This is a genomic window from Limibacter armeniacum (assembly GCF_036880985.1).
Taxonomy (GTDB): domain Bacteria; phylum Bacteroidota; class Bacteroidia; order Cytophagales; family Flammeovirgaceae; genus Limibacter; species Limibacter armeniacum.
Genome location: NZ_JBAJNO010000009.1, coordinates 634,753 through 647,958, shown reverse-complemented (window position 1 = coordinate 647,958; position 13,206 = coordinate 634,753). Strand labels below are relative to the sequence as shown.

Sequence of the window (13,206 nt, the reverse complement as noted above, 5' to 3'; positions counted from 1 at the left end):
TTAAACAGTTTTTAATATGCTGATACACCCCGTATAGGGCTATAATGTGCCGTTAGCCGTGTTTTGCTTTCATTTTGTCTTACGCTATATTGGGGGTTTATAGGCGTTTTTCGCAAGGGACGTCCCTGAAATGTCCCCAATTTTTTTAGCACCTAACCAATAAATTGACATACGATGAGTGTGAAATTGAGAGAGAAGAAACTTACAGATGGCAGGTCCCACCTGTACCTGGACATCAGCCGTGACGGCTACCGGAAAAAGGATTATCTCAAGCTATATGTGTTCGACAACCCTAAGGACAGTGAGGAGCGCAGACACAACAAACAGGCAAGGGAACTGGCAAGGCAGTACGCCCTTGACAGGGAAAGACAGCTGGTGCAGATGCAGCGGGGAGGACTGTCTGCCTCATCGATGACCTTAGAGCAGGTCTTCGAACTACACATGCAAGGGATAAAGAAGGAAGGATCAAGATCCAACTACCTCTACATGTTTCAAAGGGCGATCTCACTGGGGCTTGACAGCATGAGTATAAACACCATTACTCGCCATCATAGTGAACTGCTGATGAATGAGCTGCAAAAGACCTTGGGGCCAAGTACGGCCAACGAGCGCTTTGTCAAGTTTTCGGCTGTCATGAATTTTGCAGTCAAGCAAGGTTTTATCACTTCCAATCCTGCTATCCATATCAAAAAAGCAAAGGTGGCTGAGAAGGATATCAGCTATTTGGAGGAAAAGGAAATCAGGACGGTGGCAGCAGCGGCAGTGGAAGGGGTAACAATGGAAGTCAAGCGTGCCTTTCTCTTCAGTTGCTACACAGGGCTGAGGGTGAGTGATATCTTGCAGCTCGACTGGTCGCATATTCAGGGAGATAGACTTTCAATGGTCCAGAAGAAGACCACAGACAGGGTATACATCCCCTTGAATGAGACAGCCCTGAGACTTGCAGGTGATAGGAATGGGGAAAAGGTATTTTCTCTTTCAGGGATCAACATTGATTATCACATCAAACAACTGGCTATAAAAGCAGGGCTAGAGAAGAAAATTAGCTTTCATGTTGCCCGTCATACTTTCGCAACTTGGTTAATTACCCGGGGTGTTGATATCTATACTGTCCAACAACTGATGGGACATAAAAATATCAACTCAACCATGAGGTATGCGAAAGTGATTAGTGAGAAGAAAAGGCAGAGTGTTGAGAGGTTGCCAGATATATTTTAGGGGAAATATAAGTGTATTGATAACATAAGAATGCTAATGGAATTTTTAAGAAGAGTACTAGGTTGTATATCTATAAGTGAAAGAATTATATATGTGTGGTTTTTATTTTTTATAAATATTGGAGACTTTATTTTATCTAAAGTTATTTCTAATTATTATAGTTTAAATAAATGCTTAGCTACTTAAAAATAACCTTATTTGTTCTGTTGGTAGGTTTTGTGTCTGCACTTTCATTTTACCTTAAAGGTTTCGTTGGTGCACTAATTTTTATAATAACTTATTACCCTCTTAATGGAGTAGGTTTATGGGTTACATCTGATGTTGAAATTAATGATTATGTAAAAGGTAAATCAGTATTTGGGTTAATGCTATACATTTTTTCAATAATACACTTACCTATATATATAAGTGATTTAGCTCTTAACTTTTCATATAACACAGATTACTCTATTCTTTTAAGTGTTAAGTTGTTATGTTTAGGTTTAACTATTGTGTTGTTTTTTTTAATTAATACAAGATTAGGTTTGACAAGAAGAACAGGGGATTGGGTTGTGTTTTTGGAGGTTACTTTAATATACTGGTTTCTAGTTTTTATATTGGTTTCTGATGAGGTGTTTTTTAAAATAGCCTTTTATTTAACCATCCTAATGGATGTTTTCTTTTTGTGGCTTTATATGGTTTTTACTGGTAAGGCAGGGATGGCAGGTGCGAGTTTTGATCCGAAATCAAAAATATTAAATAGATTAAAAGATGTTAGGGTTGAATTTCTGTATTTTAACCCACCAAATAAAATGAAGGTTGGGAGAAACTATAGATTAGTTGCTAAGGTAGGAGAAACTCAAGAACTTATTGAAAAAATAGAAATTGAATCTGATAATGCATCTAAAGATTTTATTGAGCCAGTTTTGATTGCTAAAAAAACATCAGTTAGTCTTAAAGGTGAGGGTTTTGAAATATCTAATTTATATGATATTGATGTGATGCTTACTTTGTCGGGACTAGTTCATGTATGGGAGTGGGATGTTAAACCTGTTAAAAAGGGAGAGTTGGAATTAAGGTTGCATTTTATTCTTCAAATAGATTATAATGGGAAAACTGAAATGCTTGAAGTTCCATATGTGTCAAGATTAGTGGAAGTAAAAGAAAATGTACCTTATCGTATTTGTTCGTTTATTTTAATTCATTGGAAATGGGTTTTGAGTCTAATTTTTGGTTCTGGAGTGCTGTTTTCTGTAATAAAAAATATCAAGTTTATTCTTGATTTATTTAAAGTTACTAATTAAGATAGGTTATTTGATAATAAGGAAGGTTTGATGTCTTTGAATTTTTAATTCATTAATTATGTGGTGTTAATAATGATTTGTTTTTTCGCTTTATATTTGAATTATTTTCGGTAGTGAAGTGTGTTGAGAGTTCTTGATTTTTAAGAGTAAAATACTGAAGTGGTTTAAATGTGATGTGAATTATGTTTTTCCTAGGTGAGTCCAAAGTTGATTTGTTTTTTTTGTTTTAATTTTTTTGGGGTGTTTTCATATCATCAAATGATGAAAATGGAATTGTTGCTTTTGCATCTTTTAATGTTTAGTTGAAGTGATGTTGTGAAATGCTTTATAATGCCTGGTGTTTATTTGTTTAATAATGAGTTGTTGCTATATTATAAGAGTGAATTCGGGATAAGCGATAGTGTTGTGTGGTTTGTGATGATATTTACTGCTGCTGATAATGTGTTTTCTTCTTTTTTATAATAACCCAAATATGAAAAGATTATTTTTATTTCTCCTCTTCCTTTCTGTTTTTAAAATTTCTTTCGCGCAAATAACAATTGTAACCTTTGATACAAAAACTGAAAGGTTTGTGGATGGAGATGTTGAGAAAATTAAATTTGATGAACCATTTCAAATAAAGATCTCAGATCCAGAATTTATCTCAATTATAACCAAATATGGCATTCATAATCATAGCCATAAGGCAGAGGGGGGAATAGATGGCGATAAGGCAGAGGGGAAAGACGGAGAAGAAGAAAAAGTAATATACCAATACAAAAAAAGTAAACATTATAGATTTTTCCCTCCAGAACAGTTAGTTGATAATCAATCAATGATTCAACTTCCAGAAGTGTTTTCAAATATAGATGATTTTAGAATAACTGTTGATCCTCCTCTTCATCCAAACGAACTGTATGATATTGTTTTTATAGCTAAAAAGAAGTTAAAGTTAGATGATGCAGTAATAACTAATCTTCGAACGGATATTACTGATAGAATTGAAGAAACTTTTCATTACACTAAAGATGCAATAAGTAAAGCTGAAATAAAAACCATGTATCAAGATGTTAGTTCTTTAATTGTGAAAGCAACAAATTCAAATTCTTTATTTAATAAAGATGGGGAGAGAGTTGATTTAAACAATCCATTCAATAATACTAATGTAACAATGCATTATGATAAACTAGTTAAAGTTCAACTTAATTTAAATGAATTAACAGATAAAATATGTGGTAAGAAAGGTGGGGGAGTAGACGAAACAACGCCAGGGTATGCTTATCAATACTATGATATTATGAAGAAACATATTAATAAGGATGAGCTACTTGCAAGCATTAAAGAAATCTTGAGTGATGAATATTTTAAAGATTTCTTAAATGCTCCTGTTAATTCAGTTATTGATCCTGATTTAAAAAATGAACACATAATAACTATAATTAAAAGAGATTTAGAAACCACTTCAGTTGATTTATCGGAATATGTTAATAGTGATATATGTGCTTGTGAAATATTAAATGAAAATATTCATCAATTGTTAGCTGGTCAGGGTAAAATAACTGGTAATATTGTTCTGCCATCGATAAACTATGATCTTGTTGGAGGGCAAATTTTACTTTCATTGCTTCTTAATTTGAAAAGTCTAGAAGATGTGAATGGGGAAGGAGTATTTCAAAAATCTCAAGATCTTGATAAACTTATTAATGTTGTTAAGTGTTGGGTTATTGATGTTGATAAATTTAATAAGTTACAGGGAAAGCGAAAAACAATTAAAGAGAGTTTTCCTGATATTCTTGATGGTGTATATACAAATTGGTATTCAACCACTAATATTAGCTTATACGCCCCTGTTGATACACAAGAAACTCCTTATGTGGGGGTGGATTTTGGGTTTGTTGTAGCTCCAGATATTTCAACTACCTTCGCTTTTGAAGGAATTAACTTCCATTTAAGGCCTGTTAATCGAAATGCTAAATTCTCTTACCTTAAAGGAATTGATTGGTGGCTTAAACGCACTAGTTTTACTATAGGGATGGCCCAACGAATCAATACTACTAACGATCGGTTTGATAAATTAACAAGTATAGGTTCACCACTTATTGGTGTAGGGTTTCGGATAAACAGAATGATTAGAGTTGGGGCTGTGTCTTTATTTTATAAAGAGAAAAATGAAAACCCAGTCATTGAAGATGTCAATACCAAGAATACTTGGGCAATTACAATGTCTCTAGATACTGAACTTCGAAATTTAGGTTCATTCTTTGTTAAGCTTTTAAATTTTTAATAATGTCAGTAGTTATTTTAAATAGCCCAGATGTGAGTTTTGAAAATGTTACAGACCAAGATTTTACATTTGTTAGTGATCAACTCACTGTTGAAATTGAGGTTCAAACTCCAAATGATTCAGCATGTCAATATAGACTTAAAATTATAATAACAGATATGTCTCCAGATATTTACTTAAATGAAAGTGGGGGTAGGTCTATATATTTAGATGTTGATGAAGAATTGATGAATGTTGACTTTCAGTTTTATTCTGATTTAACTGACCCTACAATTGTACCTTTTTTAGTTATGCGTGTTTCCTTGATAGAATATGATGTAGAGGGGAACTTTATTCGTGTTATATCTTGGACTCAAGGAGAATTTAAAATAATATGAAGTCTTATACTTTAATAATACTCTTTTTGAGCATTGTTGCATCTTGTGATGGGATTGAGGATGAAGTATTCAATCAAGATGATATTATTTCCATACAACTGTTAAATGTAGATGGTGATTCTTTAAGAGGAGAGATAACAGGTAATGGAGAATCTATCATCAAAGTTATTGCTACTATTCCCGCTAATGCTGATGAACAATTTAGGACTGTTAAGTTTAAAACTTCAGCAGGTACTTTTACTGGCATAACAGCAGATGCAAGTATTCAACAAGTAAATGTTGAGGGAATTGCAGAAGCCAATCTTAGAGTGCCACTTACTAATAATGACCTAACCATCTATGTTTCTGCAGAAATAGGTAGTGGAGGTGAGTTGTATGTTGCAGACACTGAGTTTAATGTAAAAAAAATAGACCAAGTCATATCTGTAGAGTTGTTGAGTTTAGATGGTTCAACAATAGTTTCAAATATTCCAGCAGATGGTGAAACACTGGTGTTAGTTAAATCAAGTCTTTTAGTAAATACTACTACTTTAAATCAAATAACCTTAGAAACAACACATGGAAATTTCATTGGAGCACCAGGAGAAAAAACTATGACTCCTGATGCAGATGGTGTTGTTTCTACCCAATTTAAAATGCCAAATACAGTTGATCCTATTACAATAAAGGCTAGTACAGGAAGTGACCCCATTTATATCAGTGAGCTTACATTTCAACCTATCAGAAGCTACCCAAAGTATATTTTTATTGAACCAGAAAAGCTTACAATGAACTTAAAAGAGTCGAATGCCATAAAAGTATTTCTCAGGCGAGATATTGGTGAAGTGACTCAAGGATTACCTGTTGCTTTTAAAGCTTTTCAGATATTAAATGATGCCAATGTGATTTCAGTAGGAAGGTTTACAGGAGTACAAAACTCTAAGTCAGACGCTGAAGGAAATGTCTCCGTTACTTTTCACGCAGATACTGGAGATATTAATACGGCATCAAACATTATTATTCTTGTAGAAACGCTAACTGGAGAAGGCTTAGATACATTAAGAAACAGTATAGAGATAAATGTTATTAATTAATGTGAAAGCGGTTCTCTTTGATGCGTTTTGTTCTAACCCGCCTAAACTACTTGATATGAATACAATAAGACATTTACTAATTAGTGCTTAAGATAATAGCATGTTGTAAGTTGTCTTTATCTCTATATTTTTTAATAAAATGATGTATTAGAGCCTATCAAATTGTAGGGTTGGCTTTTTTATTTCAATGTTAAAAAAATAAACAATTCATGTTTTTGTCTACCTAGTAATAGATTTTATGAGGTTTTTATCTTGTTTTGTCGAATTTAAAACATGAAAATGTTTAAAATATTGACATTTTGTATAGCTGTTTGTACATTGCTAATGTTTAATTGATTAACCATTATTATTTTTTCCTCCTATTGCAATGAGTATAAACCTAGATAAGATAGATCAGCAGTTTCATGACCTGCTGGCTACTCCCAGCTTTGATGCTAAGTCTCCTAAATCAAAACAGAATGCCTTTGTAAGTTATTGTGAGAGAAAACGTAAGCAAGAGCAGAAAGATCACATAAAAAAAGTTTGAGTTGAATTATTAACCAAAAAAAGCCCGCCACTTCTATGTGCCGGGCTTCAGTATTACATACAAAATTTAATCATTAATTATTTACTACAATCTCTTTGAGCTTACCATTAACTCTTTTACCAATCCCTCTTATATCAATAGTCGAATCAGAATGAAGGCTTTCTGTAAATTGAGTATTTGTATATGAGTCAAGACCTTTAACTATAAGCTTAACATTCTTGATGATTTGACCATCAATTATGGCAATAGCATTCCCTATGCCTGTCTTAGTATTGAACTTGTAAACTTGGATTCTATATAGGTTAAGGAATTCATCAACATCCTCTTCCACTGGAGCCTTAAGTTTGGATAACTTGTTTTTTATAGCTAAAATACTTTCTTCTTCAATGTGGGCTATTTCACTTTCATTTCCTTCTTTAGAATAATTAATAAAGTCAATAACTGTATACCCTTCATCAAACTCTATCTCTACTAAAGAATCAAGTGACCTATCTATGACCCCTGTCAAGATATTGTTCAAATCATCTTCCTCATACTTTATATGCTGACTAAGATATAGAGTTTGTAAATCCTCTTTGAGAGATTCGTAACTAGCAGTAGAAATACGACCAGTACTCAACTGTAAATCATCTTCATTCTGAAAATCATGAAGTATGTAAGTGTATAATTTATTAAGGAATAACTCTATCGATTCTGTGCTAATTGGATGAATAGTTATTTGGGGAGAATTATTCAGGTCTACTCTAAAATTCAATTTAAAACTACCAGTCATAGGAGGTTCTACATACACTTTTCCTTGAAGATTAAAATCTTTTAGAATTTGCATTGGCTCTCTTAGCATATTAGCAAATTGAGTATTAACCATGTTTAAGGCCTCAGGTGTTGCTTTATGACTATCACTTAATTCTGTTCCATTTAAGCTTGCTGAATATGATAATGAAGGCTCTCTAATAAACTCAGGACAATAAGAGTCTTCAAGAGGATGAAAGTCAAAAGGAATATTATCTAAAGACACAACTGCATGACGAATAATCTCTTCCCCATAATTCAAATCGACAACGAAAAAACTTTCATTACTCCTCATTATTGAGAGAACACTCAGTCTGCCTTGTAAAAACTGATGGTATTGGTCATCAGTAACAATCATGTAAAAGTATCTAATATACTCTTCATCATCATCTTCAAATGAAATAACTGATAATACCCTGTTACCAAAATTATTGAACCCAGTATAAATGAGGTCATTTTCCCCATCAGAGAAAAGTACAGTTCTCTCATTCTTGAAGCTGATAAGGCCTTTCAGAAAGGACTTATTTTTAGGAAGCTCAAACATCTGACAGAGGAATTATATTTATTACATCAATATTACAGTGTAAACTAAAGTTATCACTTTTGTAAAAGTCAACATGGTAAGGATTATTATTCGATGGCGTATGTTTTACTTTACCTGCTTGTCCTCTAAGTTGAATATCGGCAACATGATTTTTATACTTAGGAGCAACTTTAAACAATTGTTTGTAAGTATTTAGTACTGTTTCACGTGCTAAATCGGTATTGACAATTGAAAGGGATTTACTCATATAGGAACATTTAGATTCACATGAGTCTTTTTTGGGCTTTTTTCCTTTTTCCCAATGGGAAGTGAAATCTTTATCTCTGATGGAATCTTTACTAATAACAAAGCAAAAAGTAGACTGATTATCTTCATTTGCTCCATTTAAACAGTCACATTCAGTTTTTGATTTCAGGTTGTTAAAGGTTATTGACATACTTGAAAAAAATTACGTAAAAAATCAAAGTAGTGAGCATACTCCACGAACTATTTACTAGATTGGAGAATCTTCCTTATTATAGAATACTTAAGTTAATTAGGATTTAAAATACTATACTAAATATTCCAAAACTTCTCTCTTTCCAGCCACATTGTAGCAGTTTTTCTCATAGGTTTAGGGTTTTAGTTATTGATTGAATAAAAAATTACGATATATAAAAAGTTAGGTTTCCCTGTTCTTTTTCTAATGTATGTAAGTGCAGATGCTATTTTGTAGATACATTATACGGGCAAGCATCTAAAAAGTGTATTCAAAGAATTAATTCTTTCCTTTCAGTAATCCAATAATCATATCCTTGTCCTCAAGTGATTTTTCCAGACGGTTTTTGTCTTCCTCAAGGTGTTTCACTCTAGCCTGAAGTTGCATGATTTCGGTTTCCTGCTCCTTGATTGTATCCTTGAGATCCATCATGTCAAACTCCATCTCAGTGATTCGCTTTTCCTTGTCAAGACAGTCTTCACAGTAATCACCTACCTTTTTAGGTTCTATTGACAGACCGGATCTTACCATCTCTCCTTTATTCGTAGTAAGCCATTCCGGGCTATAGTTTGGGAATGCCTCCAGTATTGGCTTCAAAAAATCAGATGGCAGGTACTTATCTCCTGCATTGATAGCGTCCTTTATTTGCTGAGCATCCTTACCAATTTTTTGAGCAAAGACTACGATAGAAAGGTTCTCATTTGTTAATAATATACTTAAGCTTTCAATGTGAATAGGTTTTTCTTTGATATCCTGGTTCTTCAGCATACTGCCTTCGCCAAGGAGTAGCCATGATGGATTTAATTGTGGGTAATTTTCTACAATGCTTATTATCCATTTAGCTTGTATATCAGTTCCATTCTTAATTGCTTTACTAATTACGCTATTTCCACAGCCAATTATCTTCTCAAAAGCTCTTATACTAATGCCCTCATAGTCAATGAGTTCCTTTATTCTCTCAGATATCATAGAAAAATATTGCAGAAAAATACCCACAATAATTTGCAGTTGAAGGTAATTTGCTACACATTTGTAATGAAGTAAGCGCAATACAAGCGCATGAAGTAAAACGGTAAACGAATGTAAAACTATGGCTGTAATTATCAAAGAAAAACCTGACACGAGGCTTAACCTGACAGTAGCTAGAAGTTTCCATGAAATGGTCAAGGAAAAGGCTAAGGCAAGAAACCTTACAATGACCGATTACATCTATGAATTGGTTGTGACGGATAATCGTCCGCCAAGGTGTTCTAAGCTATCAACATTACAAACCCCCGAAACATCCCAATCATGATCATAGATAATAAGTGTTTGACAGCAGGGCAGCTGGCAGATGCGCTAGGAGTGAAGCGCAACCACATTTACCAGCTGAGATATAGAAAAGTCATTCCTTGCTACAAGTCCTACAGCAACTCAACCCGCTATGACCTTGAGGAAGTCAAGGTAGCGTTGCATAACTACTACAGAAAAGAGCGTGTAATGTGCATCTCTGAGATGAGAGCAGAGGCGGAGTTCAATAACCGTAAACGTTCGCAGAGATCAATCGCATAACAATGTAAATATCCACTTTATGGTAGTCACAACCGTCAAACTGACCGCAAGCATTTGCGGATCAGAATGGGACCTTATTGCCGATTGTGTAATAGAGCTAGGGGAACCTGAGGTAAGCTATTACCCTGACGGCTCAGGACATCCCGGATGTGGTCCCGATATAACAATTGAGATGCTGAAAGGTCGCCCGGTGTGGCTACCTGAGGGCATGATGATGAACATCACAGGTCTAGCTCAAAGGTGTGGCACACTGGAAGAGTTGGAACATACAATCCTTGAGGAATATCTAGACTAAGCTGAAATACTAAACCCAACTACTGATGGACTACTACGAAGAAAAAGATAACAGGGCATTACGCATGTTTTCTGTCATCCCGCTTATGCTGGTGTTGGCAGGCATCGCATACTATTTACTATTCACATTCACAGATTTAATCTTTTTAGATATGGAAGAGCAAAACAGAACCCCAGAACAGAAGAACGAGCTGCAAGAAATTAGAGGTGCTGCCAATCAGGTAGCCGCCACCAAGATCAACTTGGATAATCAGGTAAAGGCAGACCTGACCAATGCAGATGATGTACTGCAAGCCATGCAAGACGCCGAGGCTGCACCACTCAATATGTCGGGTGATGTTTGGAACCCAACGCTTATGAATGAGTCCAGACGCCTGATGTTTATGGGCCATGACTTCTGCACCTTCGAGTCCAAATACGGAAACAAGGATGTACTGACACTTCCCTATGTACAGTTTGCGGAAGCCTATGTGGACAGCACACAGAAGACCCAGATCAGAATTGTTTCCACAGCAAGGGCAAGCATTGTCAACTTCTTTCTGCAATACAACAAGAAGGCGAATACCATCACTGGCTACAGGCAACCCCAAAAGTCCGCATGGCTTGTGACCTATCAAGGCGTCATAGTCAAGGGCGACAAGAATATCCACAACTACAGCATTAACCCACTTGTAATCAAATGACACAAAAACAAGACTATTACAGCATCAAAGACAGGGTGAGCAATAGCTCCCTGTCTTACCTGAAGCAAAGCCCGATGCACTTCAAGGCGTTTCTTGATGGCGATCTGGACAAGGATACTAACCCTATGAACTTTGGCAGATACCTGCATGAGAAAGTGCTGGAGCCCCATAAGGTGGACAAGCGTTGGGCAGTAAAGCAGGATGGCAGAACAAAGGTTGGCAAGGCAGCCAATACCGAAGCCTTGGAAGCTGGCTTGCAGCTGATCAGTCAGGATGAAGCCGACAAGGCTAAGGATATGGCTGAGTCACTCAACAAATGCGATACACTGGATTACCACCTCAACTTCTTTAGAAAAAACACGCTACTGGAGCATGAAATCTTCTTTGAGATGGAAGGTGTACCCTGCAAGTCCAAGCTGGATATGGTGGTAAAGGGAAAGTTTGTGCTGGACCTCAAGACCGCTGTCAGTGCCAAGCCTGAAGAGTTCAAGCGCAAAGCCACCTTCGCCTATGACTATGACCGTCAGGCGGCATTTTACAAGGCTGCTGCTGAAGCTGCAGGACTGTGGGAAGAGGGAATGAAATTCTACTTCCTAGCAGTGGAGAAAGAGCCGCCTTATGCCTGGTCATTGATTGAGGTGGATGATACCATCCTCAAGAGAGGCGAGCGAAAGTACAAGGAGCTGCTGGAGCTTTACAAGGAATGCAAAGCAAAGAATGAGTGGCCCGGTTACGGTGCTAGTCTGTGGGAAGACGAGACTGAAAGAGAAATGACGTTTGAGGCTACTCCCGTAAGCGCTGCGGATATTTCTATGAGTGAGATGATGCAGATGTTAGGCATGCCTCAAAAATCGAATAACGTAGCATATACGAAGCCCCGTTATCGTCTATCCAAAAAGATGGGTGAATGGGTAGCTACTCATATCAACTAAAATCAATTTTTCACATAAACCACTCAGTACACATGAGTTTCAAAAACAACTACTTCGAGGGTGCCGATAAGCTGACACCCTCAGAGAAGAAGGAGATGCTGAACAGCTACAATGTGGGCATTATTGATGACCACGAGTATGTCAAGGCATTTGACGAGTCCCAAATCGATGAGCTGGAAGAAAAGCTTATTGAACTGAACAAGGAGCTGGTCAAAGTGGAGGACAAGCTCAAGGGTATGTCAGCCCCATTGAGGGCTGTCATTAAGGAAGCCAAGGAGTCTATCAAGGATATCACCAAGAAGCTGACTGTAGGCGGTGAACTGGTTCGCACTACATGTTACCTGATCCCAAATTATGAGGAAGAGGTAATGGGGCTTTACGACTCGGAGGGTTTCCTGATAACAGCCCGCCCATTGACTCCTCGTGAGAGACAACTGCATATCAATTCACCTAAACACTTTAAACTCAACTAAGAAATGGAACAAGAAACTTTGCATCTGAAACTGGAGAACACTGGCAACGAGGTAATCATCAGGCATGGGGTAGCACTGCCGCTGAAAGAACCTAAAACTGTAGTAATAACTGGATCCATCTATGCGCCACAACAATGGATGGAAAGCCAAAAGGAACTGCTCAATAAAGATGAGTGTCACCTGAAAATTGATAGGCTGAATGCCGCAATCACACTGGTAACCAATCATCACAACGCTTACCACGATACGGTAAAAGGGGAGTTGAAACGTGCTGAAATACTGGATGCATTTGGCATCAACACTGGTAAAGTCTACACAGATAAGGAGCTGGCCAAGTTCTTCCGTAAGACTCGCTTCTACTTTGTAAGCCAGGAGGAAGCCAACAAGACAATCAGGTCGTTGGAGCAGTTCAAGGCACGTATTGAGTCTGACATTGAGAATGAGCAGGACAAGCGAGGTAATGCCCGCCTACTTTTTGAGCGTCGAGTGCAATCAGATGTGCCAGAAATGATCACACTGAGATTGCCGGTATTCCAAGGTCTGGAAGCTGAAGAACTGTCTGTAATGATTTGTGCCGAATGTACCAGCCACAGTGTAGAGTTCAGTCTGGAATCCATGGACCTGTATCAGAAGGAGGAGGAACGCAAGGATGAGATCTTTGATGCAATCGTGGAGGAATTCGATAATGAGTTCAAGTGTGCCATCATTTCCCTCTCATAGAA

At 36.6% G+C, this 13,206-nt stretch carries 15 protein-coding genes; 12 read left to right on the top strand and 3 right to left on the bottom strand.

Translation table 11 applies throughout. The annotated features are described in order from the left end of the window. The first annotated feature begins 174 nt into the window (after positions 1–174). The 5 genes from V6R21_RS20455 to V6R21_RS20435 all read left to right on the top strand — a co-directional run bounded on the left by V6R21_RS20455 (position 175) and on the right by V6R21_RS20435 (position 6,214). The gene (locus V6R21_RS20455) at positions 175–1,218 is read left to right on the top strand and encodes a site-specific integrase (protein WP_334245414.1); all 1,044 of its coding nucleotides are present in this window, start codon (positions 175–177) and stop codon (positions 1,216–1,218) included. 170 nt (positions 1,219–1,388) lie between these two features. Then, the gene (locus tag V6R21_RS20450; RefSeq protein ID WP_334245413.1) at positions 1,389–2,501 is read left to right on the top strand and encodes a hypothetical protein; all 1,113 of its coding nucleotides are present in this window, start codon (positions 1,389–1,391) and stop codon (positions 2,499–2,501) included. A 472-nt stretch (positions 2,502–2,973) separates the two neighbouring features. Beyond that, complete coding sequence (locus V6R21_RS20445) at positions 2,974–4,764, top strand: hypothetical protein (RefSeq protein WP_334245412.1); 1,791 nt, start codon at positions 2,974–2,976, stop codon at positions 4,762–4,764. 2 nt (positions 4,765–4,766) lie between these two features. Then, complete coding sequence (locus V6R21_RS20440) at positions 4,767–5,141, top strand: hypothetical protein (RefSeq protein ID WP_334245411.1); 375 nt, start codon at positions 4,767–4,769, stop codon at positions 5,139–5,141. After that, positions 5,138–6,214, top strand: a complete 1,077-nt coding sequence (locus tag V6R21_RS20435) for a hypothetical protein (protein ID WP_334245410.1) — start codon at positions 5,138–5,140, stop codon at positions 6,212–6,214. The genes V6R21_RS20440 and V6R21_RS20435 overlap by 4 nt, the downstream gene beginning before the upstream one ends. Positions 6,215–6,813: 599 nt before the next feature. Here V6R21_RS20435 and V6R21_RS20430 read toward each other — a convergent pair. The 3 genes from V6R21_RS20430 to V6R21_RS20420 all read right to left on the bottom strand — a co-directional run bounded on the left by V6R21_RS20430 (position 6,814) and on the right by V6R21_RS20420 (position 9,520). Further along, on the bottom strand, positions 6,814–8,073 hold the full coding sequence (locus V6R21_RS20430; RefSeq protein ID WP_334245409.1) for a hypothetical protein: 1,260 nt from the start codon (positions 8,071–8,073) through the stop codon (positions 6,814–6,816). Next, positions 8,066–8,509 (bottom strand): hypothetical protein, encoded by a 444-nt coding sequence (locus V6R21_RS20425; protein ID WP_334245408.1) that lies wholly within the window; start codon positions 8,507–8,509, stop codon positions 8,066–8,068. Before V6R21_RS20425 ends, V6R21_RS20430 begins: the two co-directional genes overlap by 8 nt. 321 nt (positions 8,510–8,830) lie before the next feature. Beyond that, a complete protein-coding gene (locus V6R21_RS20420; RefSeq protein ID WP_334245407.1) occupies positions 8,831–9,520 on the bottom strand; it encodes a hypothetical protein in 690 nt (229 codons plus the stop codon). Positions 9,521–9,641: 121 nt separating this feature from the next. Here V6R21_RS20420 and V6R21_RS20415 point away from each other — a divergent pair, with 121 nt between their 5' ends. Genes V6R21_RS20415 through V6R21_RS20385 form a run of 7 tightly spaced genes read left to right on the top strand, consistent with a single transcriptional unit; the run spans position 9,642 to position 13,204 of the window. Further along, the gene (locus V6R21_RS20415) at positions 9,642–9,845 is read left to right on the top strand and encodes a hypothetical protein (RefSeq protein ID WP_334245406.1); all 204 of its coding nucleotides are present in this window, start codon (positions 9,642–9,644) and stop codon (positions 9,843–9,845) included. Beyond that, positions 9,842–10,102, top strand: a complete 261-nt coding sequence (locus V6R21_RS20410; RefSeq protein WP_334245405.1) for a helix-turn-helix domain-containing protein — start codon at positions 9,842–9,844, stop codon at positions 10,100–10,102. Before V6R21_RS20415 ends, V6R21_RS20410 begins: the two co-directional genes overlap by 4 nt. 19 nt (positions 10,103–10,121) lie before the next feature. Further along, the gene (locus V6R21_RS20405) at positions 10,122–10,397 is read left to right on the top strand and encodes a hypothetical protein (RefSeq protein ID WP_334245404.1); all 276 of its coding nucleotides are present in this window, start codon (positions 10,122–10,124) and stop codon (positions 10,395–10,397) included. Positions 10,398–10,422: 25 nt separating this feature from the next. After that, a complete protein-coding gene (locus tag V6R21_RS20400; RefSeq protein ID WP_334245403.1) occupies positions 10,423–11,079 on the top strand; it encodes a hypothetical protein in 657 nt (218 codons plus the stop codon). Then, a complete protein-coding gene (locus tag V6R21_RS20395; RefSeq protein ID WP_334245402.1) occupies positions 11,076–12,011 on the top strand; it encodes a PD-(D/E)XK nuclease-like domain-containing protein in 936 nt (311 codons plus the stop codon). The genes V6R21_RS20400 and V6R21_RS20395 overlap by 4 nt, the downstream gene beginning before the upstream one ends. A 32-nt stretch (positions 12,012–12,043) precedes the next feature. Beyond that, positions 12,044–12,484, top strand: coding sequence for a hypothetical protein (locus V6R21_RS20390; RefSeq protein WP_334245401.1), 441 nt, complete (start codon positions 12,044–12,046; stop codon positions 12,482–12,484). Positions 12,485–12,487: 3 nt separating this feature from the next. Beyond that, positions 12,488–13,204 (top strand): hypothetical protein, encoded by a 717-nt coding sequence (locus V6R21_RS20385; RefSeq protein WP_334245400.1) that lies wholly within the window; start codon positions 12,488–12,490, stop codon positions 13,202–13,204. Positions 13,205–13,206: the final 2 nt, after the last annotated feature.